Genomic DNA, 22,268 nt, shown 5'->3' on the forward strand with positions numbered 1-22,268 from the left:
ATGGAAAGAGGCATCCTGTCACCATCCGATTTGAAGAAGCCGGTGAATAAGATCGTCTATGGAATCATGGTTCTGGGTATTGCCATAATGGCTGTTACGATGCTATATCCCATCCTCATGACGATGTTTAACGGACTTAAGAGCAATCCTGAGATCAATACCTTTCCACCGAAGTTCTTCCCGACAACCTGGCATTGGGAGAATTTCTCCAAAGCCTGGAACTATATTGCTTTACCGGTTTTTCTGAAGAATACGGTGTTTATTTTCCTCGGGAATCTGTTGATGACGATTCTGGTACTCGGTCTGGCAGCATTTAGTATATCGCGAATTCGCGTTCCGTATAGCCGGGTTATCTATTTCTTTATCCTGCTTACCTTGTTCATACCTGCAACAAGCTATATGATTCCTAACTTCGTGAATCTGAAGCAGCTTGGACTGCTCAACTCTTATTGGGCTTTCTGGCTGCCTGCGGGAGCAAATGCTTACTACTTCCTGCTGATGAAGAATTTCTTTGATGGCATTCACCCGGAAATCTTTGAAGCGGCGCGGATTGACGGTGCTTCGGAGCTGACGAGCTATCTGCGAATAGCTATTCCGCTGTCCGTCCCGATCTTTGCCACATTATCGATTTTCATTTTCTCCACTGCCTGGAACGATTGGTTCTGGCCATCGCTCGTTATGCATACGGAGGACAAATATACCTTGGCTACTGCAATATATAAATACGTCATTAATGCGCGGAGCTTGGACAGCAGCATCAAGTTCTCGATTCTGTTCATGGTTATGATTCCGCCGATCTTCGTGTTTTTGGGATTCCAGAAGTTCATTGTGCGCAGCGTCAGCCTGACCGCCGTCAAAGGGTAAGCAGAGTGGAGATAGCGTTTACATTTAGCGTAGTGCTGCACATGATCGCCATATGAATACACATCGTCCTTACACCGGGAATCTTCTAATATAAAAATGTAGCAGTTGACAACAATTATGGAAAAGGGGAGTTTCAATGCGCAAGTTCTCAGCAGTACTGATGTGCCTAATGCTGCTAGGTTCACTGCTCGCAGCGTGCGGCGGAAAGAACAATGCAAGCGATCAGGCTAATAACGGAGGAGCAAATACTCCAAGCAATACCGGCGGTACTAACACAGCGACGGATGAGCCGAAGGATGACATTACACAGAGGAAAGTGACGCTGAAAATCCATTATCCGCTGCCGGATGAAACGACGCTTCGTGCGCAAGAAGATGACAAGATCGCCCGCTTCCAAGCGATGTATCCGAATGTCACAATCATTAAGGATGACTGGCAATACGATATTAATGAAATCGGCGTAAAAATGGCTTCCAACGAAGCCCCAACCTTCTACAACACTTGGGCTACAGAAGCGAACTTCCTGGTAGAACGAGGCTGGGTCGCTGATATTACGGATCTTTGGAACAGTTGGGAGTATAAAGACGAGATTAACCCTGTTATACAAAATCAGTTCATCGTGGATGGCAAGGTATTTGGTATAACACAAAACGGTTATATTACCTCTACTGTAGTGAACAAAAAGATTCTGGACGATAAAGGAGTTTCCATTCCTGCCCTCGACTGGACCTGGGATGATATGTACAATACAGCCAAAGCGGTTGCTGATCCGAAAAAAGGGATCTCAGGCATTGCCCCAATGGGCAAAGGCAACGAAGCCGGATGGAACTGGACGAACTTCTTGTTCGAGGCCGGCGGGGATATTGAGAATAATGTAGATGGCAAAGTAACGGCTGTATTTAACAGCGATGCAGGCATCAAAGCCCTCGATTTCTATAAGAAGCTGAGATGGGAAGCAAATGCAATTCCGCAGGACTGGGCTCTCGGCTGGGGCGATGCCGTAAGCTCGTTCCAACAAGGACGTACAGGAATGGTTATTGCGGGCGCATTTGACGTCGTTCAAGCTGCTTTGAATGAAGGTGGCATGAAGCCTGAGGATGTGCTCGTCTATCCGATGCCGGCTGCTGAAGCTGGCGGCAAGCACTACGGAATTTTAGGCGGCAACTATCTGGTTATTAACCCGAACGCAACCAAGGATGAGCAAGAGATGGCTTTCCGCTATATTACTTTTGATTATTTCTCAGAGGGCTCTTTGAAGGCGGTTGAAGATACGATTAATGCTCGCAAGGCAGAAGGTAAGTATTATGTTCCTACGCCACTTGAGTACTTCAAGGAAGATTCCGAGTATGCAGGCAAGATCCAAGCGATTTATGACAAGTACGACAACGTATATAAATACGATCCAAACCTGTTCTCCTTGCTGGAAGGCAAACCGGAAGCTCAATTCGGCACACAGGACTATTATGCAACGATGTCCAATGTAGTCCAGGAATCATTCTCGAAGAAGGATACGGATTCGAAGAAACAGCTTGATGTAGCTGCACAATTCGTGCAGGAGAATTACTTTGATAAAATTGAAGCGAAATAATCAGATTAGTTAATAGTTACACAGCTGTGCAGTAAATGAGGCGTCCTTATTTGGGCGCCTCATTTTGCTGTAATGACTGATGTCTTGACGCTGGGGGGAAGTTTGGTGAGTAGATGGACGAGGGTCCCGGTCATTTTCTAACGAAACGTCATATCGTTATTTGCTCAAAAACAAGCGTGTATAAAATTTAACGAAACATCATATCGTTATTTGGGCTAATTCTGGGCTATGAGCAGTTATTTTTGCTAAATAGCGATACCCTGTTTCGTTATATTTTTTCAAGGCTCATTTGGGCCTGAATAGCGATACCACGTTTCGTTAGAGTGAGCTGCAAATCCGCCGTGAGGCAAGGGGCGTCCACAGGGACGCCGATCTTTTTGATAGAACGGGACTTCCGAAAATTACAAGTAGAACCTACGAGCTGCTTCTTCAACGAATTGGCTACATTACTATAATCGGTAATCTTGATATTTTCGATTGAGATACTCTGGATACAGAAGTTAAAATGTCATCACTCCATCCTCGGATTCACTAGAATTTAATAAAAGAAGCTCAATATATTAGATTTTGCTGTTCCTATTACTTTTCTTTAGTTATTACCCCACAAAATAGCCCCCCGCAGTCCAAGGAAAATACCTGGGCCACAGGGGGCTTAAATGGATGTAATTTTTTATTTGCCGGCGATCTCCTTGAAGGAAGCTTCAGCTGCCTCAAGTGTGAAGTCGATGTCTGCTTCGGTATGAGCCGTCGTCAGGAACCAGGCTTCATATTTGGATGGAGCGAGATTCACGCCGCGATTCAGCATAGCGCGGAAGAAGGCGGCAAATGCTTCGCCATCTGTATCCTGGGCTTCATCATAGTTTGTTACCGGATGGTCACAGAAATGCGTCGAGAAGGAGCCGCGAATACGGTTGATGGTTAATGGTACTCCATGACGCTTGGCGGACTCAGCAAGACCATCGGTCAACTTCACAGTGAGGCGGTTCATTTCCTCATATCCATTAGGATCCTGCAGCACTTCGAGACAAGCGATGCCGGCGGAGATAGAAGCCGGGTTGCCGGCCATCGTTCCGGCTTGATAAGCCGGGCCAAGCGGAGCAACCTTCTCCATGATCTCTTTGCTGCCGCCATAAGCGCCGATCGGCAGGCCCCCGCCGATAATCTTGCCTAGAGCAGTCAGATCCGGCTTGATCGCCTCGTGGTTGTCCAGACCCGCATAAGTTTGGGCGGAGCCGTAATGGAAGCGGAAGGCTGTGATAACCTCATCGTAAATGACGAGCGCGCCGTGCTCGCGTGCCAGCCTGCATACATCCTCAAGGAAGCCAGGCTTCGGCATGACCATCCCGAAGTTGCCGACGATGGGCTCAATCATGACAGCCGCAACGTCGTCGCTCCATTTCTCCAGTGCTTCCTGTAACCCGGTCGCATCGTTGAATGGAACGGTAATGACTTCATGGGCGATGCTTGTCGGGATACCAGCGCTGTCTGGAATACCAAGCGTGGATGGACCGGAGCCTGCAGCAACAAGCACAAGGTCGGAATGGCCATGATAGCAGCCGGCGAATTTGATGATCTTGTTGCGGCCGGTATAAGCGCGGGCTACGCGGATTGTTGTCATAACAGCTTCTGTACCGGAATTGACGAAGCGGACCTTATCCATCGACGGGATGGCTTCTTTCAGCATTACTGCAAGCTGAATTTCGAGCTCGGTAGGCGTACCATAAAGCGTACCGTTTGCCGCCGCTTCAGTAATTGCTTTCGTGATATGCGGATGGGCATGTCCAGTAATAATTGGGCCATATGCGGCCAGATAGTCAACATACCGGTTGCCATCAACATCCCAGAAGTAGGCGCCTTCGCCTTTTTTCATAAAGACGGGCGCCCCGCCCCCAACCGCTTTGAAAGAGCGGGAGGGGCTGTTGACGCCGCCTACGATATGCTGAAGCGCTTCTTCATATAGTATTTCGGATTGTTTCCTGTTCATGATGAGTAAACTTCCTTTCACAGTAGGTAATGATAAGTGTTCAAAAAGTCCGGTTTAGAATCGCGGTCATTCATCCTGGAATGACTGCGATCGGCTTCTTATCAAAAGCGGACTTTTTAAACAACCTCTATTAGAACTTCCAGAGCATAGAATCCAGGTTTTGCCCGTCTCCTCAGGCTCAAGGCCCGCTGGAAGTATCTGCAGCTTCATTCTTAATCTTCGGCGCGCTACTGCCGCCGTTCGTCGTAGAATTGCTGTCATTCCCGCTGTTTTGCTCATCTGTAGAGGTGTCTTCCGTTCGATTGAATACTTCCTGGACATAAGCTTTGAGCTCTTCATCACTCTTAACGCCCAACACGTCAGCTCCGCCAACACTCTTCTCGATCAGCAGGCTCATTGGCGGGATTTGCTCACTGGCCATCATTTTGCTGGAATAGCCTAAATTGGCCAGCTTCCACATATCGTTAATCGTCAGGTTCGTATCGATATATGGATTGACTTTCTCCAGAATGGACGGCAGCTTGAGCAAGGAGGTCGTCGAGATCATTTTATTGGCCACAGCTGTCAAAAAATTACGTTGCCGTTCTGTACGGCTGAAGTCCGAGAGCGCATCATGCCGAAAACGGACGTATTGCAGCGCTGTTTTGCCATCCAGATGCTGTTGTCCTTGCTTCAAATCGATATCGTATTCATGATTATCCGCTTTGCTTGTATAATGCATATCTTTCTCTACATAGAAATCCACCCCGCCGATGGCGTCCACCAGCTCGATGAATCCTTGAAAGTCGGTATATACATAATATTGAATTGGAATGCCTAGCAAGTCGGAGACCGTCTTCATGGCTGTGTTCGGGCCATGAGTAATCGCCGTATTAATTCGATTCATGCCATATTCAGGGACCTTGACATAGGTGTCTCGCATGATCGAGAATAAGTACCCGCGTTTGGTTACCGGATCAAGCGAGGCTACCAGCATGGTATCGGAACGTGGAACTTCGCCTTTTTTGAGACCACGTGCGTCAACACCCATGAGCAGAATATTCACTCGGTCGGTGCCTTCCCATTTTGGCGGTTCCGGGGTCTTGGTTGTCTCCGTCGGTTTAACCTGATAAAATGGAGAATCTTCGCCGGTCTTCTGGAAGTGGTCTACCTGGTTATAAATCGCGGTGAAATAATAAGCCAAAAATCCGACAACGATGACCAGGACCGCGAGCAGCGACCAGAGGATGGTTCGCTTAGTTCGTTTTGTCATATAAATTTCGTTCCTTTCAGAAAAAACGATGAGTTCATTTTGATGGCAGTACTTTAACCATTATAATTTTTTTTAGAGTTACAATCAATTTATGTGAGTTAGTATTCTTTTAGGAGGATTTTCTTATGAATCGGCAATCAGTTGAACTTGGACAACCTGTTCCGGATTTCACCCTTCCCGCTAACGGGGGCAAAGAAGTCAGCTTAAGTCAGTTCCGCGGACAGAAGGTTGTAATCTATTTCTATCCGAAGGACATGACTACAGCTTGTACTCAAGAGGCTTGTGATTTTCGCGACAATTATAGTGCTATTAGCGAGCGGGATGCGGTTGTGCTCGGTATTAGTGGGGACCCGGTGAAGTCGCATGACCGCTTTGTGGAGAAGCAGAACCTTCCGTTTCTACTGCTATCGGATGCAGATCATGAGGTCTGTCGGATGTTCGGCGTATGGCAGCTTAAGAAGATGTATGGCCGTGAATATGAGGGGATCGTACGCTCTACCTTTCTAATTGATGAAGAAGGACGATTGGTCCGCGAATGGCGCGGAATCAGGGTGAAGGGGCATGTAGAGCTGGTTCTGGAGGCAATAAAAGAAACAAGCCTTTAAAGCTCAAAGCTTGAAAATCTAAAAGGTTAAGCCTATAATAGGCGTAAAATACCGGAATGAACATTCATTCCGAATGGATGAGGTGAAAACATGTCCAATCAAAAGCAGAAAGATATCATGGATGCCTCCTTGGCTCTGTTCTCAGAGCGTGGTTATGATGGAACAACCATACCGATGATTGCGGAGAAGGCTCAAGTGGGGGCAGGCACGATTTACCGATATTTTGAGAATAAAGAACAATTGGTTAATGAACTGTTCCAATCATGCCTAGAGAGCTTCTTAAATAAAATTAAAGAGAATTTTCCGTATAGCAGCACTGATCTGCGGGAGCAATTTCATCATATTTTTCAAAAAATGATTGAACTTACGAAGCAGGATGTTTACTTGGTCACATTTATTGAGTCGCATTGTACGGGGCATTATCTCACAGATCAGAGCCGGGAGATGTTCCGAAGCTTTCTGAATTTTTTGAGCCAGTTTCTTGATAAAGGCAGGGAGCAGGGGATTATTGTGGACCACTTCCCAACGCAAGGACTAATCGCCATTGTATACGGGGCCTATTCTCAATTGAATAAACTGATACAATATGGTGTTCTTCAATGGACTGAGGAATTGCTTGACGGAATTGAGGAATGCTGCTGGAACGCTATTAGAATCAATTGATTCTATAGCTTTACTATAAACGGAATGAATATTCATTCCCTATAAACTAAAAGGAAAACGGAATGAACGTTCATTCCGTAATGTTTCCCAGAAGGAGATGGAGAGATTGAGAAAAATACTGAATTGGCGTACAGGAACACTTATGGCATGGATTATAGTTGCGGTTATATCTATAGCGATGATGCCTGATTTGAATGGGTTGATCCGTGAAAAGGGGCAGGTGAGTATACCGGATACGACTCAAAGTGAGATTGCCAAGGTTTTGACTCGCGAGATGACTGATACGGGGCAGGAGAAGTATGATCTCATCGCAGTGTTTCATAGCGGGAGCGAGGCGCCATTGTCCAAAGACCAGCGAAACGCTATTGAACAGGCGGTTACACGATTAACTATAGATCAAGATCAACTAGGCATTCAGGAGATTCTGTCTCCATTTAATAATAAGCAGATGGTGGAACAGCTTGTCTCCAAAGACCGGACGACGATGCTGGTGCAAATCGGTGTGAACAAGCAGGATCATACGATCAATGAAGTGAAGACGATGCTGGATAAATACCTGCAAGTAGATCATGTGGAATCCTATTTGACGGGTAACGCCGTTATTATCGAGGACTTTGTCCAATCGGTTCAGGCAGGGGTTAAGAAAACAGAGCTGATTGCCATCATTTTTATTTTAATAGTATTAATCGCTGTCTTTCGCTCGCCGATTGTTCCTCTCATTTCACTGCTGACCGTCGGTGTGTCGTATTTGGTGTCGATGTCGATCGTCGGGAATCTGGTTGAGCAATTGAATTATCCGTTTTCTAATTTTACTCAGGTGTTCATTGTTATCGTGCTGTTCGGTATAGGGACGGACTATAACATATTGCTCTATTCCAGATTCAAGGAAGAATTAAGCGTTGCGGATAATGTATTAGCGGCTGTCAAAGCGACCTTTAAAACAGCAGGGAAAACGGTTATGTACAGTGGTGCAGCGGTGTTCATCGGTTTTATCACCCTGATCCTGGCCGAGTTCAAAGTGTATCGTTCTGCTTCCGCCGTAGCGATTGGAATCGCTGTGTTATTGTTCGCGCTGAATTCGTTAAATCCGTTTTTTATGGCGCTGCTCGGCAAAAAAATGTTCTGGCCGATCAAAACGTTTAAGGGTCACGGTGAAAATCGCCTATGGGGCTTTCTGGCTAAAAACTCTGTATTGCGTCCCGTCGCAAGCATTGTGATTGTTGCGATGATTAGCATCCCATGTATTTTGACTTACAGTAATTCGTTCAGCTACAACGATCTTCTTGAGGTGGATGACTCGTATGCCTCCAAGCAGGGGATTACTGTGATTGAGGATCACTTTCCAGCGGGATTTTCCTCGCCGGTTAATCTTGTCATTCAATCAGAGCATTCCCTGGAGGATCCGCAAAGCTTGCAAGCTCTTGATGAGATTGTAGATAAAATATCCAAGGTCGATGGGATTTCAAAGGTTTATTCGGTGACCCGGCCGATGGGTGAGAAAATCGATGAGCTGTATATTGACGACCAAAGTCAGCAGCTGAACAGTGGAATTGATGAGGCCAAAAATGGGATTGGCAAAATATCGGGTGGATTATCTACGGCCGAGTCACAGCTCAGTACCGACTCAGCTCGAATGGACGAGGTGCAGAAACTGGCGGACGGAACTGAGGCCGTAAAAGAGGGTGCAGCCCAATTAGGAGAAGCATTGACTCAGTTATCGTCTGGACTTCAAAATGGAGCCGCAGGCGCTGGCAAGCTAAAGTCAGGGCTGGCATTATTAAATGAACAAATGACGACTCTTGCCAAGGGAGCCAATCAATTGCATGAGAGCTATGTTCAATTAGCCAACGGATTAGGAAGCTTCGGCGATAAATTTGCGTCCATTCGTCAAGCGATCGATGGCGCAAAGCAGGGATTTGAAATGATAGAACAGTCGATGAATCATCTGCTTCAGGAAAAGCCTGAGCTCGCCAAAGATGGGGATGTGCAAAGCACACTCGCCGTTGCCGCGAGCGCGAAGCAGCAGTTAACCCAATTCACAGAGGAACTGAAGCAATTGACCCCCCAATATGAATCAGCGATGGATGCTTTCAAGCAAGCCAATACATCTCTGACACAGGTTAATGGTGCTTTGTCGCAGATACAACAAGGTGCGGCACAATTGCAAGGAGCTGCTTCAGAACTGGAGGCCGGGGTTACAGCGGGCGCAACAGGCGCAGCGGAAATATCGGATAAAACCTCCCTGCTTGAAACCGGACTCGGGCAAATCAGTGAAGGACAACAGCAAATGCTGACTGGATTGGATGATTTAACGGGCAAGCTGGATCAATTGAAATCGGGATTATCGGATAGTACAGAAGGCTTGAAGCAGATTCATTCGGGGCTTGATGATGCCAATAAATATTTGCGTGATCTGGGGGAATCGGAGGCATCCCGCAAATTATATATCCCTCGAGAGGTCATGGAAGGGGAAGAGTTCCAGCAATCGCTAGACATGTTTATGTCCAGGGATCGGAAGAGCACCAAAGTTCTCATCATTCTAGATGTAAATCCTTTTACAGAGGAAGCTATGGACATGGTAGAGAAGCTGGATAAGCAGGTTCAATCTGCTGTTCAGGGAACAGAATTAAGTGATGCTCATATCGCGATTGGTGGTAAAACCTCGCAAAACTTGGATTTGCGGGATCTCTCCAAAAGCGACTTCAGCCGTACAGCTGTAATTATGCTGGTGGGGATCGGCCTGGTTCTTATTTTAATCACACGCTCCATCTGGCAGCCGCTTCTAATTATTGGCTCACTGGTATTAACTTACGGGATGTCGCTTGGAATCGGCGAATGGATTACTGACAAGTTCCTGGGCGTTTCCGAAATGGGCTGGAATATACCGTTCTTCTCCTTTGTCATGCTTATCGCTTTAGGCGTTGATTACAGCATATTTTTGATGATGCGGTATCGGGAAACCGAGGGTTCACCGGATAGAAAAATAACGGACTCAGCAATTCATATAGGTGGCATAGTTATCTCTGCAGCGATCATATTGAGCGGGACCTTCGCAGCCTTAATGCCTTCGGGGGTATTGTCACTTATCGAAATAGCAATTGTCGTGATCACAGGGTTATTGCTCTTAAGCTTGATTATTTTACCTGTCTTGATCCCAGCCTGCATTGGCCTTGCATATAAAATAACGAATCGAAAGTCCGCGAAAGACGAGAATTTCAACTCCTAACAGGAACTTCACCGGATTACTTCGTGTGACAGCGATAGACTTCTTGAATGATCCTTTTACCAGGATTCATTGAAGAAGTCTATTTCTATACTTCCCGACATACAATCTACCAGATGCAAAATGATTCATATAAACGGCGGAGGTAGAAATAAATGAAAAGAAGATTCATTTCCAGTCTTGTGATGATTCCAATCCTTTTTGTAGTGCTGGTATTTGCGGTAAGCTCGCTCTTCATCTCCCGGGAGGCGGGGATTATGGAGGCTTCGGCCTATTCCTCCAAACAGGTCGGGGCCTTGGAGAGCAGGATTACACCGGAACAGACGGTGGCTGGGGCAGGGGAAGCAGCGCTGGATAAGGCTCATGAAGAGCAGATTACACAGTCGCGGCAAGCAGCGCCTGCTGTAAATAACAGCTCAAGTATAAAGTCGGATTTATCAGGACTGGATTCAGATAAAGCGGTTGCCGGAGCGGTGACGCTGACCGCTGGGACGCCGGCTGCGATGACTCAATCCGATAAGGCAGACAAGGTTGTCTATCTTACCTTTGATGACGGGCCCAGTAATTTAACCGATCAAGTGCTAAAAATTTTGAAAAAAGAAAATGTTCCCGCTACTTTTTTTGTCCTGGGGGGGAACGCCAAGAAAATGCCAGAGGTTATTACACGGATTGTTGAGGCAGGTCATACGATTGGCAATCATACTTATAATCATGAATACAGCGAGCTGTACAAGAGCTTCAATGTATTCTGGGGCCAGATTAAGGAGACAGAGGAAGTGCTGCGCCAGATTACCGGAGTACGTCCCGAGCTGGTTCGAGCCCCAGGCGGTACCTATGATCATTTTGACAAGACCTATTTTGATTTAATGGAGCAGGCCGGCTATAAAATATTTGATTGGGACGTGGACAGCGGGGACTCCAAGCGAAAGGGCGTACCGGCTGCGGAAATTTTACGAAACAGTACTCCGGATAAATTGAAGAATCAGATGATTGTACTGATGCATGACGGGGCGGGACACGCGGAGACGGTCAAGGCGCTTCCAGGAATTATCGATTTCTACAAAAAACAAGGGTACATGTTCCGCACGCTGTCAGCAGAGCAGCCGTCCGTGCATTTCTCGATCTCCGACAAGATGAAGCGTACAACGCGATCTGCCCCATCCCAGGCCTGGATTGATAGTCATATTGTGCCAAACGCATCCTTGTTCGCTCCCGGATTGCCGCTGTATGTAGAGGCTGGTGGCGTACAGACGAAGCTGGCCGCCGGGGAGTACGACTTACAGGGAGAGCAATACCAGGTTCCGCTGCGGGCAGTGATGGAGCGCCTGGGGGCCAAAGTGGTCTGGGATCATCCGAATCGCAGCGCCGTCATTACCTGGGGAGAATCTAAGGTTATTATCGATACGATAGAAAATGTGATCATGACCGAGTCCGATTTGGCCGATGGCAATGAGAAGGCTCAATCTATCTCAATTACGAGAAAAAACGGAGCCATTTGGGTACCGCTGCGCTCCATTCTCGAGGCGACAGGACATCCGATTCTCTCCACTTCCTCTACCACCGAGGAACGGCTTGTAAGGGCCAGATGAAGCGTTCCTCTCTTAAGGGGTTCGTTCCAAAAGGCTGGTTATCAGCACTAAGGCTTATGCTTCCGTTGTGCGTTTTTTTCAAAACGCTTCAATTAGACGAGGCTAGGGACGACTGGTTAACTATACTTTATAGGTCTATTCCTGCTAGATTCTGGCGATACTGGTTGATAGATTGAATCGCCGGAAATGGAGGAATAGTAGAGATGAATCAAGAACTGGCTCAAGAGCTGCTTGAGCGCCTGGTGAACCGGGTGGAACGTGTCATTGTCGGTAAAAGAAAGGAAATTGAACTTATTCTCGTATCGATGTTATGCGGCGGGCATGTATTGCTGGAGGATGTGCCCGGGGTTGGGAAGACGATGCTGGTCAGAACATTGGCGAGCTGCGTAGGCGGTACCTTCGGACGGATTCAGTTCACGTCCGACCTGATGCCTGCCGATGTCACCGGGGTAACGGTGTATCATCCGCAATCCGGATATTTCGAGTTCAAGCAGGGGCCGATTCATGCCAACATCGTGCTTGCTGATGAATTAAACCGGGCCGCTCCGCGGACTCAATCTGCGTTGCTTGAGGCGATGGAGGAGCGAAAGGTAACGGTAGACGGGATTACCCGTCCCCTGCCTGAGCCTTTTTTGCTATTCGCAACGCAGAATCCGTTGGAATATGAGGGAACCTATCGGTTGCCGGAGGCTCAATTAGACCGTTTCCTAATGAGGTTGTCTCTTGGCTACCCGGCACCGGAGCAAGAAATAGAGATGCTGGGGCGCTTCAGCGACCCGCAGGCAGCAGTGGCAAAGCCAATATTGCTGCCGGAAGAGATGATGGCGATCCAGCGCCATGTCAGAATGGTGCTCGTGGATGATAGAATCAAGCGATATTTGGTAGAAGTGGCGGATAAATCCCGGCGTCATCCGCAGATCTCGCTGGGCATTAGCCCGCGGGGCACGCTCTCCTGGCTGGGAGCGAGCCAGGCTATGGCTTTCTGCCAAGGACGAACCTATGTGGTCCCTGATGATGCCAAGCAGGTAGCGGAAGCTGTATTAGCACATCGAATCATGCTGAATAGCGAAGCAAGAATCTCCGGGCTGAATCCCCATCAGGTCATCGCTGACCTATTAAATGGCATACCGGTTCCTGTATTTCATCGTGCTCCGGGTGTCCCGTCATGAGGGAAAGGGCTTGGAATGGGTTATGGTATGCACTGGCGGCTGGACTGCTGGTCGCACTGTACATTTGGCGGGGAGGAGCAACGCTGCTTTTTTTATGCCTGCTGCTTGGCTTGCTGATATTTCAGGGAGTGGTCATTCTATTATTGGGACCACGCTCCGTTAAGATAGAACGCTCCTGGCTGCCTCTACAACCAGAGGCTGGGGAGCCTATAGAAGTGACTTTGCGTATTAAGGCTGCGGGGGGAATTCCCGTCCCCTGGCTGCTTATAAGGGACAAGCTGGCGATGCAAGCTGAACGGATGGATCCGGATCAAGAATACGAAAATGGGAGCTTGCTGCTAAGCGGACTTCGCAGGCAGCACACCGTAAAATATGTAATAACGAACCCACGGCGAGGAGTTTACGGAACAGAAGCGGTGTACGTAAATTATGGTGACCCGCTGGGTTACTTCAAACGGACACGAAGGATTGTCATGGACGATACCATTTATGTTCACCCTTCGCGTCTGGCTGCTTACCCTGGCAAAGAGGTACATCCCGTTGGTGATGAGGAGATGACCTCAGGTGCAATTCTTAGAAATATGGAGACAAGTTCATCTATAGAGCGTATTCGTGAATATTTGCCAGGCGATCCACTCCATCGCATTTATTGGAAGGGCTCCGCGAGGACGGGCACGCTGCTGGCCCGGATTCCAGATGTGAGGGGGAAGGAAACTCGCTGCTTATGGCTGGATACTCGGCATATCGCGTATGAGCCTGAAGCGCAGCAGGGCCGTCCGGTGGTTCCGGTACGGGCTAATTTTGAGCTGGCCGTTCAAGCAGCTGCGGACCTTCTTCGCAACGAGACAGCCGAGATGTCTGATCGAGAAGCCAGTGGCAGTGAGATAGAGCTTCGTTATGGAGCATCCGCCGAAGCGATCATCGTCTCCACCCTTCAGGGGCTTCGGCAAGGGCTTGATCTGTTGGCAGGAGTTAGAACCGATCGTTCGGCTTCCCGTCTTGTCATTCCCGTTGACGCGATGACTTCCCGTGTTGGGGTGATCCATACCCTGATCACGGGAAGAGTGACTTCCGAGCTGGTATCTGTAGCTACGCAACTGGCGGAGTCGGGCGTGAAACTAGAGATCTGGTCTTCGATACCTAGCAGTGAGGCGGAGCGTGGAACGTGGTTAGCCCGACTGCAGCGTGTGGGCATTCCTTACGTTGACCTGGCTTCATGGGTGTCCGCGAAAGCTAATGACAGGGGGGACGGACATGCCAGCGCCTAATCTGGAAGGAAGGGTCAGAGGGGATAACCTGACGGTGTTCGCTGCACCATTACAGGCAGGAGGCCCTGCTTCATTCCGCCAATTAGTGGTGAACAGAAGTGTGATCTCCCTGCTGCTATTTGCGTTGTTCTCGGAATGGCTATTTCCGCTGCAGAAGTTGATCGGTGATGATCATTATCGTGTCATCACTCTGTTTATGATGCTCACAGGTGCACTGTTGTTCATCGGCTGTCTGAACTTGCCAAAGGGCCTGCTGTTTGGCTTATACCCTTTGCTGGTCAGTGCGTCTCTGTACTTCCTGTATGGGGTGGGAAGCGGGGGAAGATGGTTCTCCAGCTATGCTCAGCTGCTGGGAAATGATCTTACAGATATTGTCCAATCAGGCCGGTTATACGAGGTAAGCATCGAGACGCGTGCTCTGCTGCTTCTTATCGGCTGGACACTGCTGGTATCCTCCGTGCAAATATTGGCCTTTGGCAGGCAGAGCGCGATGTTGTTCTTCGTAGCATCGATTGTTTACTTGCTGGCGCTTGAAATAGCCGGTGAACTGAATATATATGCTGGCCTTGTCCGCACTCTATGCTGGGGGCTGCTTTTGCAGCTAGTCCTGTTCAGGCAAAGACTGCAGATTATAACGGGGGGTCTGTCCTTCCCAGAGACAAAGCCATTGCGCCATTCATGGCGAATGCCAATGCAGGTTTTAGGAGCGGAAGGACATCGGAATCTTGCAGGTCAGCTGCGAACAAGAGGAATGGAGCGGATTTGGCTCGCAGTTAGTGCTGTTTTTTTATTGGCAGGCTTGTTAGGGACAGCCTTTCTTACTATCCGCATGCCCGTGAAGCCCGTAAGAGAGATCGCCTGGAATGAGGTGATCCGGGCCTGGGAGAATTGGAATGGCGAACGGCTCGGGGAAAGACAAACCCAGGCGTATAAGATGTCTGGATATGGCCAGGATGATTCCACTTTGGGGTCTGCTCTGAGCCTTCGGCATGAAAGATACTTTACGGCTTTCTCGCCCTATCGTACATATTGGCGCGGCGAGAGTAAAAATGTATATACGGGACAAGGCTGGCTGGAGTCCGGTACAGACCGAATTTTGCTTGAAAATGTGGGGGATGCCCCCGCAATCCCGGCTTCTAGCGGTGCCCAGGCCGGAGAGACGAGCGAGGCGGGAGCTATTTTTGAACAGACTGTTATATTCTCTAGGCCGGAGAGCAGGGATATTCCTCTGTTTACGGGCGGCCTGCCCACGGGAACCGGACGTTTATATGTCGATGAGAATCTGGAGGAGAAGGCCGACAGCGGTATCTTATACGATTCATCCTCGAATGCGGCCTTTAGCAAATTGGAGCGAAATGAGAAGCTGTATGGCTATAAAGTAAGGGTACAGCCGCAGCAATATACGTTGGATCAATTGAAGCAAGCTGGGGGTATCGCCGATCCTGGAGAAGAGGCAACCATACAGCAGTCGCTGCAATTGCCTCAGCAATTGCCGTTACGCGTTAGGAGTCTGGGGACCGAACTGGTCGGGCAGGGCTCGAACCGGTATGAGTCAGTTACTGCGGTTATGAACTATTTACAGAACAACTATACGTACAATCTTAATACGTCGCTCCCCCCATCCGGTCATGACCTTGTGGATGATTTTCTATTCGAGAGCCAAAGCGGGTATTGTGATCATTTCTCGACGGCGATGACCGTCTTGCTGCGAAGTGGAGGGGTGCCCGCCAGATGGGTCAAAGGCTTCGCACCCGGGGAACTTATAGCGACAACTAGTAATCAGTATGACGTTGCCTATTCGGATGCTCATTCTTGGGTAGAAGTCTATTTTCCTGGGCTAGGCTGGGTGCCCTTTGATCCAACGCCAGGTTTTGAGAGCTTATCCGTATTTGGCCAGGAGAATATCGCAGAGACGTCTTCTGAACTTGATATGGGTTTAATCATGGAACAAGCAGCCCGGATTGCACACCAAATGAAGCAAGGGCTGTCTATGGCGGCCCATATGCTCTGGATCAGGATCGCGCCGAATCTGCTCATGTGGACCATTGTGCTGTGCAGTATACCCGCTGTCGTCTGGTTGCTCTGGAGTTATCGTCGGGAGCTATTTTGCTGGAACGCGCTTTTGTTGAGTCTCTATCTCCTTAAGCCGCGCCGACAATTTCCTGGTTCCGATGAATTGCTATTGGCAGCCGATATCGTCTGGCGTCAGTTATATCGATGTTTTGGCCTTAAGCCACAAGCTATGACCGCACGGGAGTACATGACTTTGGTGCAAGCTGGGAACAGAGAAAATTATACCGAATTGGATGATTTTATAATGAACTGGGAAAACCTCTATTATGGAAGGGTCAGGTTGGGGCGACATGAAAGTATGCATTTTTTGAGGAGATGCCGAGATTTGGCATATCGTTACCGCGATCTCCCTCATGATCTTCCTTGACGACATCTTTCGTCGTTGCGTATAATTATTGTCATTAATTGAGGGAGGCCAGTTATGAATAAGCCAAATGAAATCATTGTCGTTCTGGATTTTGGAGGACAATATAACCAACTAATCGCTAGACGGATTCGCGACCTGGGCGTGTACAGCGAATTGTTGCCATATAATACCCCGGTGGGGCGTCTTCGCGAGCTGGCGCCGAAGGGCATCGTGTTCTCTGGCGGACCGGCTAGTGTATATGCAGAAGATGCTCCACATATCGATCCGGCTATTTATGACATCGGTGTTCCGATTTTCGGAATCTGCTACGGAATGCAATTGATGGCGCAACAGCTTGGAGGCAAGGTTGAGCGGGCGAACAAACGTGAGTACGGTAAATCTGAGGTCGATTTTGACCCTAATCTGGCTTTGGTGAAGGGTCTGGATACAAAACAGACATTATGGATGAGCCACGGGGATCATGTTACACAAATGCCGGAAGGATTTGCACTAGGGGGTTGGACAGGGTCTGCACCTATCGCTGCCTTCGTTAATAAAGAGCGCGAATTGTACGGGGTTCAGTTCCATCCGGAGGTTCGTCACTCCCTGCACGGGAATGAGATGATTAAGAATTTCCTGTATGAAGTTTGTAAGTGCGAGGGCAACTGGTCCATGGAGACCTTTATTGAGGATACCATTCGAGATATTCGCAACCAGGTTGGCGACAAGAAGGTACTGTGCGCATTAAGCGGCGGGGTAGATTCATCTGTCGTAGCCATGCTGATTCATAAAGCGATCGGTGATCAGCTTACTTGTATGTTCATCGACCACGGCTTGCTCCGTAAAGGCGAAGCTGAGAGCGTGATGGAGACCTTTGTTGGCAAGTTCGATATGAAAGTGGTCAAGATTGATGCTCGCGAACGATTCCTCTCGAAGCTGGCTGGAGTGGATGATCCTGAGAAGAAGCGTAAAATTATCGGTAACGAATTCATTTACGTATTTGACGAAGAATCCAGCAAATTTGATGACTTTAGGTTCCTGGCTCAAGGTACTTTGTATACGGATATTGTCGAGAGCGGTACGGCGACGGCGCAGACGATCAAGTCTCACCACAACGTTGGCGGCTTGCCAGAAGACATGAAGTTCGAATTAGTCGAACCGCTGAAGGCGCTGTTTAAGGATGAAGTTCGTAAAGTTGGCGAAGAGTGCGGCTTGCCTAAGGAAATCGTCTGGAGACAGCCGTTCCCGGGTCCAGGTCTGGCCATTCGCGTATTGGGCGATGTAACGGAAGACAAACTGAAGATCGTTCGCGATTCCGATTATATCCTGCGTGAAGAGATTGCCAATGCGGGCCTTGACCGCGAAATCTGGCAATACTTCACCGCTCTGCCTAATATGAAGAGTGTAGGTGTCATGGGCGACGAGCGCACCTATTCCTACACCGTCGGCATCCGCGCTGTAACCTCCATCGACGGCATGACCGCCGACTGGGCGCGTATCCCTTGGGATGTGCTCGAGAAAATCTCGGTACGGATCGTCAACGAGGTAGAGAATGTCAACCGCGTTGTGTATGACATTACCTCGAAGCCACCGGCTACGATTGAGTGGGAATAAACTGAGAGAAATGATGATCTGAAACGACGTGAATTCTTGGTCACAAGGGTTTGTAGTGTTTAAGGCAATGCAATTCCCATTGCACCCGCAACCATTGGATGATAAAAGTTACTCTCTTTTATCTGCGTTATTTACCAGATGAAAGGGAGTTTTTTTATAGCCCAAATTAATGAGTTAATCGAGGATTTCAGACTAAATCAAGAAGTACGGGGCAGAGCCAAGAAGTACATTGATATCAGTATATATCGCTTAAACAGGTGGCAAGAATATACCTTTACAAAAAAACAATAAGGATAATAGAGCAAATATTAAAAAAGTTCGTTCATGAATTGACAACTCAGGTCTTTTTAAGTAGTGTTCCGAAACTATTTTAACGACTTTATTGTTTGAGTTTGGTAAAAAGATGAGAGCATTTAAGGAAGAAATTAAAGATAGGGTAACTAAGAACCAATGAAACATTATGACAAAGAGTGTCCATTTTTGGACACTCTTTGTCAGTTGATAGTGGATCAATACTTAATGTGGCCAATGATATATTGCTTTTTGTACTAATTCCAAAGCCCTTAACTGTTTCACTAATATATTATTCTTTTCCATAATGTCAACACCGTGCTGCTTTAGTCTTGACGCTTATGATAATTATTTTATTAGAATTAGCTTTCAATACGATGTCTGTTCCTCAGGATCATTATTAATGAAAGTATCCTGCTTGACCTCTTTTTTTATAGTTAGAAAAAGGAGGGCAGGGTTAATCGTTTTGTTATTTTGAACTGATATTGATAAGATCACTTACTTTCTGCCATCGGCAAGTTTGGAACCTTCAGGATAGAGATTTTCATAGATGGTGGAAGAAATAAAGAAGTTATCGTCTCTCCAAATATACTTTCCAAGATCATCATAAAATCGTATTTGCCCCCTGTCCTAAAGACATTTTCATAGCTTAACACTATCCTAGCCGAAAGAAGCCTGCTTTGATTGGGATATCCATGAATTTAACCTTTAACAAGACACTCTGCCCTGAAAAGAGGGAGGTAGAGTCACAATTAGTGTTTTGTATCGGATAGTTATACAGGGTAAAAGGGAATTAGACACTTGTCTAGATTTAAGGTGGTTACGCTTTGTTAATAGCAATATAGATTTCAATCTCTCCATTTGTATCGTATTTTTCAAAATCGAATGTGTAAGCTCTGTCTAACTCCCCGTTTTCTTCTAAAGCCCAAATCCGCTGCCAGGTTTCGAATACACCATTGTCTTTGGAGCTGTCTACTTTGAAAATTTCATAACCTTGTTCAGATATAGTGAGCTTGTTAGTTGTACTGAAGGAAGAGGTAGCAATCGAAAGATCGTAATCGCCTTTGTAATTACTCTCATAGTTGTGGTATACGCCGAAAATGACCGTGTTCGCGACCTCGGGCCGAGCTTGTATGCTCTGCCACACCCCCGTAATTTTTGAGTACATGTCAGGGTCTGTAAAATTATTTGTGCGAATGCTTTCCAAAATATATAGTTCCATTTTTTACCACTCCTTTTGTTGTATTTGATCTCATCTTAGACCATGTAATATGACAACATATCGTCTTATTCTAATATTTTGTGGTATGGATACAGGATAATATAACAATACTATAGGAGAAATTACTAATTTTTTAACAAATCACGAACATTAAAAAGAAATACATCCAAAAACATTCGCTTTTCATGTTGACAAGAATATTGTTCGCGCCTAGAATAGTCCATGTAGCAAATCTTCAAGTAAAGAGCTGCTGTTACAGGAACTATCGACAAATTTCTATATGCTTTTCGTATAATTCCGGGAATTGGCCCGGAAGTTTCTACGAGGTCACCGTAAATGATCTGGCTACGGAAAGAAGAGGCGCACCGGCAATAACTCCGGACGATATATAGAATCATGTCCTTATCCGCCAGATGCGGGGTACGGACTTGGAATTCTATTCTCCCGGCGCTTCTTCTATTCAGCAAGTGACCTGGGAAGCTAGTAACAACCCGGGTTTTTTGTCGTTCCTGACTTATTTTAAGCTATAGCTTTGAACAAGCACTTTTAAGGGGGAAATTTAACAATGGATCGGTTCTTTAAGCTTAAGGAACACGGAACAAATGTAAAAACTGAAATCATCGCGGGTATTACGACCTTTATGACGATGGCCTATATTTTATTCGTCAACACGTTGTTCCTTGGACCAAACGGAGCTGGTATTCCTGCTGATGGTGTTTTCTTCGCAACGACGGTAGGGGCGGGCCTGATTACAATTATTATGGGATTATTCGTTAACATCCCGATCGCGCTTGCGCCTGGTATGGGACTTAATGCGTACTTCATGACCGTTGTTCTTAGCTCTGGAGGAGAAATCACTTGGCAAGCCGCCCTTGGGGCCGTATTTATTTCCGGTATCATTTTTATCATCCTCACGATTACGAAGGTTCGTCAATTGCTGCTCGTTGCCGTTCCACAAAGTCTTAAAGCCGCTATCACGGTGGGTATCGGTTTGTTCGTAGCAAGCCTCGGTTTGAAAATGAGTAATTTGATCGCCGCAAACTTGTCGGGGGTTGAAGATGCAACGGTTACGATTCCTGGCAGCAGCATTAACTTTGCTTTTGGCGATTTTGTTCATAGTCATGATGTCCAATTAACATTAATCGGTTTGATTCTGATTGCTATTCTGATGGCAATGCGTGTAAAAGGCGCTTTATTAATAGGTATCGTGGCAACAACTTTGATTGGTATTCCGATGGGAGTTACTGACGTAAGCGGCTTGTCGCATGCAACTTGGTTCCCTAACCTGAGCGACCTAGCAGTCGGCAAACTTGATATCGCAGGTGCGTTCAAGCTTGGTTTGCTCGAAATTGTATTCGTCTTTACCTTTGTTGAGTTGTTCGATACATTTGGTACACTTGTTGGTACGGCTACACGGGCCGGGTTGATGAAGGATAAGGAAAAAGGCGAGAAGATGATCGGTAAGGCGATGCTTGTTGACGCAGTTGGCGTTAGTACGGGTGCTGTGCTTGGTACAAGTACGATCACTTCCTTCGTGGAAAGTACGGCAGGCGTTGCTGAAGGCGGACGTACAGGTCTGACTTCCGTAACTACGGGAATCCTGTTCATCTGCGCTCTGTTCATTGCACCGCTGGCTGGAGTAGTTCCATCCGCTGCAACGGCTCCGGCATTGATTACAGTTGGTGTATTGATGATGGGTCAAGTGAAGTCGATTGAATGGGACGATTTCCTGTATGCATTCCCGGCATTCCTGACCATTATCCTGATGCCGTTCTCCGGAAGTATTGCTAACGGGATCTCGGCAGGTATCGTATCTTACGTAATTCTTGCTGTATTCAGCAACTTGGTTAACAAGAACAAAGTTAAGATTCACTGGTTGATGTGGATTCTGACTGTTTTGATCCTCTGCCGCTACATTTTCCTCGGCGCAGAATAATGTCATTAATATAAGTAAGTATTTTAAAGGCTGGTCGCCCGTGGGGTGACCGGCCTTTTCTGTATTTTTATTTGGAATTAATTACAATTTGTATTTGGGTGCAATATTTGATATATTAATTAAACGCCGCTTCAAACGGCTGGTTGATTTTAGAAAAGACAAGCTTAAAAAAAGTTGTTGCTTTTCTGAAATGGACATGATATATTATAAGAGTTGCTGCTGAGAACGCAGCGACGCTAAAAACGAAGTTGATCTTTGAAAACTGAACAACGAGTGAGCGGGTTTCACGTCAAGTGAAATCTGAGAAATAAGTCAGATTCAAAATGAGCTAATCGCTCTTTTCAATGAGTAACACTTTATTGGAGAGTTTGATCCTGGCTCAGGACGAACGCTGGCGGCGTGCCTAATACATGCAAGTCGAGCGGACTTGATGGAGAGCTTGCTCTCCGGAGGGTTAGCGGCGGACGGGTGAGTAACACGTAGGTAACCTGCCTGTAAGACTGGGATAACTAGCGGAAACGTTAGCTAATACCGGATAATTTATTTTCTCGCATGGGGAAGTAATGAAAGACGGAGCAATC

The 22,268-nt window shown here is 47.1% G+C and carries 14 protein-coding genes, 1 rRNA gene and 1 riboswitch; of the genes, 12 read left to right on the top strand and 3 right to left on the bottom strand.

Annotated features, from left to right (window positions below; translation table 11 throughout):
- Together BN1360_RS09935 and BN1360_RS09940 are read left to right on the top strand one after the other, a co-directional pair.
- Positions 1-864 carry a carbohydrate ABC transporter permease gene (locus tag BN1360_RS09935; RefSeq protein ID WP_068779728.1) on the top strand — a complete coding sequence of 288 codons (864 nt, stop codon included), beginning with the start codon at positions 1-3 and terminating at the stop codon, positions 862-864.
- A 136-nt stretch (positions 865-1,000) separates the two neighbouring features.
- On the top strand, positions 1,001-2,452 hold the full coding sequence (locus BN1360_RS09940; RefSeq protein ID WP_068779729.1) for an ABC transporter substrate-binding protein: 1,452 nt from the start codon (positions 1,001-1,003) through the stop codon (positions 2,450-2,452).
- A 670-nt stretch (positions 2,453-3,122) separates the two neighbouring features.
- On the opposite strand, the gene BN1360_RS09945 is transcribed toward BN1360_RS09940, so the two are convergent.
- Positions 3,123-4,436 (bottom strand): glutamate-1-semialdehyde 2,1-aminomutase, encoded by a 1,314-nt coding sequence (locus tag BN1360_RS09945; protein ID WP_068779730.1) that lies wholly within the window; start codon positions 4,434-4,436, stop codon positions 3,123-3,125.
- A gap of 178 nt (positions 4,437-4,614) precedes the next feature.
- On the bottom strand, positions 4,615-5,688 hold the full coding sequence (locus BN1360_RS09950) for an LCP family protein (RefSeq protein WP_068779731.1): 1,074 nt from the start codon (positions 5,686-5,688) through the stop codon (positions 4,615-4,617).
- 125 nt (positions 5,689-5,813) lie between these two features.
- Here BN1360_RS09950 and bcp point away from each other — a divergent pair, with 125 nt between their 5' ends.
- From bcp to guaA, 8 genes are all read left to right on the top strand, one after another.
- Positions 5,814-6,293, top strand: coding sequence for a thioredoxin-dependent thiol peroxidase (gene bcp / locus BN1360_RS09955; RefSeq protein WP_068779732.1), 480 nt, complete (start codon positions 5,814-5,816; stop codon positions 6,291-6,293).
- A 90-nt stretch (positions 6,294-6,383) separates the two neighbouring features.
- On the top strand, positions 6,384-6,956 hold the full coding sequence (locus BN1360_RS09960) for a TetR/AcrR family transcriptional regulator (protein ID WP_068779733.1): 573 nt from the start codon (positions 6,384-6,386) through the stop codon (positions 6,954-6,956).
- Between the two features lie 106 nt (positions 6,957-7,062).
- Positions 7,063-10,182, top strand: a complete 3,120-nt coding sequence (locus BN1360_RS09965) for an MMPL family transporter (protein WP_068779734.1) — start codon at positions 7,063-7,065, stop codon at positions 10,180-10,182.
- Between the two features lie 152 nt (positions 10,183-10,334).
- A complete protein-coding gene (locus BN1360_RS09970; RefSeq protein WP_229520950.1) occupies positions 10,335-11,768 on the top strand; it encodes a polysaccharide deacetylase in 1,434 nt (477 codons plus the stop codon).
- A 203-nt stretch (positions 11,769-11,971) separates the two neighbouring features.
- Positions 11,972-12,937, top strand: a complete 966-nt coding sequence (locus BN1360_RS09975) for an AAA family ATPase (RefSeq protein ID WP_068779735.1) — start codon at positions 11,972-11,974, stop codon at positions 12,935-12,937.
- On the top strand, positions 12,934-14,205 hold the full coding sequence (locus tag BN1360_RS09980; protein WP_068779736.1) for a DUF58 domain-containing protein: 1,272 nt from the start codon (positions 12,934-12,936) through the stop codon (positions 14,203-14,205). Before BN1360_RS09975 ends, BN1360_RS09980 begins: the two co-directional genes overlap by 4 nt.
- On the top strand, positions 14,192-16,645 hold the full coding sequence (locus BN1360_RS09985; protein WP_068779737.1) for a transglutaminase-like domain-containing protein: 2,454 nt from the start codon (positions 14,192-14,194) through the stop codon (positions 16,643-16,645). Before BN1360_RS09980 ends, BN1360_RS09985 begins: the two co-directional genes overlap by 14 nt.
- A gap of 54 nt (positions 16,646-16,699) precedes the next feature.
- Complete coding sequence (guaA, locus tag BN1360_RS09990; RefSeq protein ID WP_068779738.1) at positions 16,700-18,238, top strand: glutamine-hydrolyzing GMP synthase; 1,539 nt, start codon at positions 16,700-16,702, stop codon at positions 18,236-18,238.
- 1,111 nt (positions 18,239-19,349) lie between these two features.
- Here the strand turns inward: guaA and BN1360_RS09995 are convergent.
- Entirely contained in the window at positions 19,350-19,751 is a 402-nt protein-coding gene (locus tag BN1360_RS09995; protein ID WP_068779739.1) for a GyrI-like domain-containing protein, read from the bottom strand.
- Positions 19,752-20,018: 267 nt separating this feature from the next.
- A riboswitch (purine riboswitch) is annotated at positions 20,019-20,119 on the top strand.
- 197 nt (positions 20,120-20,316) lie between these two features.
- Between BN1360_RS09995 and BN1360_RS10000 the strand changes: the two genes are divergently transcribed.
- Together BN1360_RS10000 and BN1360_RS10005 are read left to right on the top strand one after the other, a co-directional pair.
- Positions 20,317-21,687 (top strand): NCS2 family permease, encoded by a 1,371-nt coding sequence (locus BN1360_RS10000; RefSeq protein ID WP_068779740.1) that lies wholly within the window; start codon positions 20,317-20,319, stop codon positions 21,685-21,687.
- 356 nt (positions 21,688-22,043) lie between these two features.
- Positions 22,044-22,268 (top strand): 16S ribosomal RNA (locus BN1360_RS10005); the annotation flags it as partial.

It is taken from the genome of Paenibacillus sp. GM2 (genome assembly GCF_900069005.2).
Classification (GTDB): domain Bacteria; phylum Bacillota; class Bacilli; order Paenibacillales; family Paenibacillaceae; genus Fontibacillus.

Excerpts from the sequence above, each read along its gene's own strand:
- BN1360_RS09945 (WP_068779730.1), bottom strand. The coding sequence starts at position 4,436 with ATGAACAGGAAACAATCCGAAATACTATATGAAGAAGCGCTTCAGCAT.
- BN1360_RS09935 (WP_068779728.1), top strand. The coding sequence starts at position 1 with ATGGAAAGAGGCATCCTGTCACCATCCGATTTGAAGAAGCCGGTGAAT.
- BN1360_RS09985 (WP_068779737.1), top strand. The coding sequence starts at position 14,192 with ATGCCAGCGCCTAATCTGGAAGGAAGGGTCAGAGGGGATAACCTGACG.
- bcp (WP_068779732.1), top strand. The coding sequence starts at position 5,814 with ATGAATCGGCAATCAGTTGAACTTGGACAACCTGTTCCGGATTTCACC.
- BN1360_RS09995 (WP_068779739.1), bottom strand. The coding sequence starts at position 19,751 with ATGGAACTATATATTTTGGAAAGCATTCGCACAAATAATTTTACAGAC.
- BN1360_RS09970 (WP_229520950.1), top strand. The coding sequence starts at position 10,335 with ATGAAAAGAAGATTCATTTCCAGTCTTGTGATGATTCCAATCCTTTTT.
- BN1360_RS10000 (WP_068779740.1), top strand. The coding sequence starts at position 20,317 with ATGGATCGGTTCTTTAAGCTTAAGGAACACGGAACAAATGTAAAAACT.
- BN1360_RS09940 (WP_068779729.1), top strand. The coding sequence starts at position 1,001 with ATGCGCAAGTTCTCAGCAGTACTGATGTGCCTAATGCTGCTAGGTTCA.
- BN1360_RS09950 (WP_068779731.1), bottom strand. The coding sequence starts at position 5,688 with ATGACAAAACGAACTAAGCGAACCATCCTCTGGTCGCTGCTCGCGGTC.
- BN1360_RS09980 (WP_068779736.1), top strand. The coding sequence starts at position 12,934 with ATGAGGGAAAGGGCTTGGAATGGGTTATGGTATGCACTGGCGGCTGGA.
- guaA (WP_068779738.1), top strand. The coding sequence starts at position 16,700 with ATGAATAAGCCAAATGAAATCATTGTCGTTCTGGATTTTGGAGGACAA.
- BN1360_RS09975 (WP_068779735.1), top strand. The coding sequence starts at position 11,972 with ATGAATCAAGAACTGGCTCAAGAGCTGCTTGAGCGCCTGGTGAACCGG.
- BN1360_RS09960 (WP_068779733.1), top strand. The coding sequence starts at position 6,384 with ATGTCCAATCAAAAGCAGAAAGATATCATGGATGCCTCCTTGGCTCTG.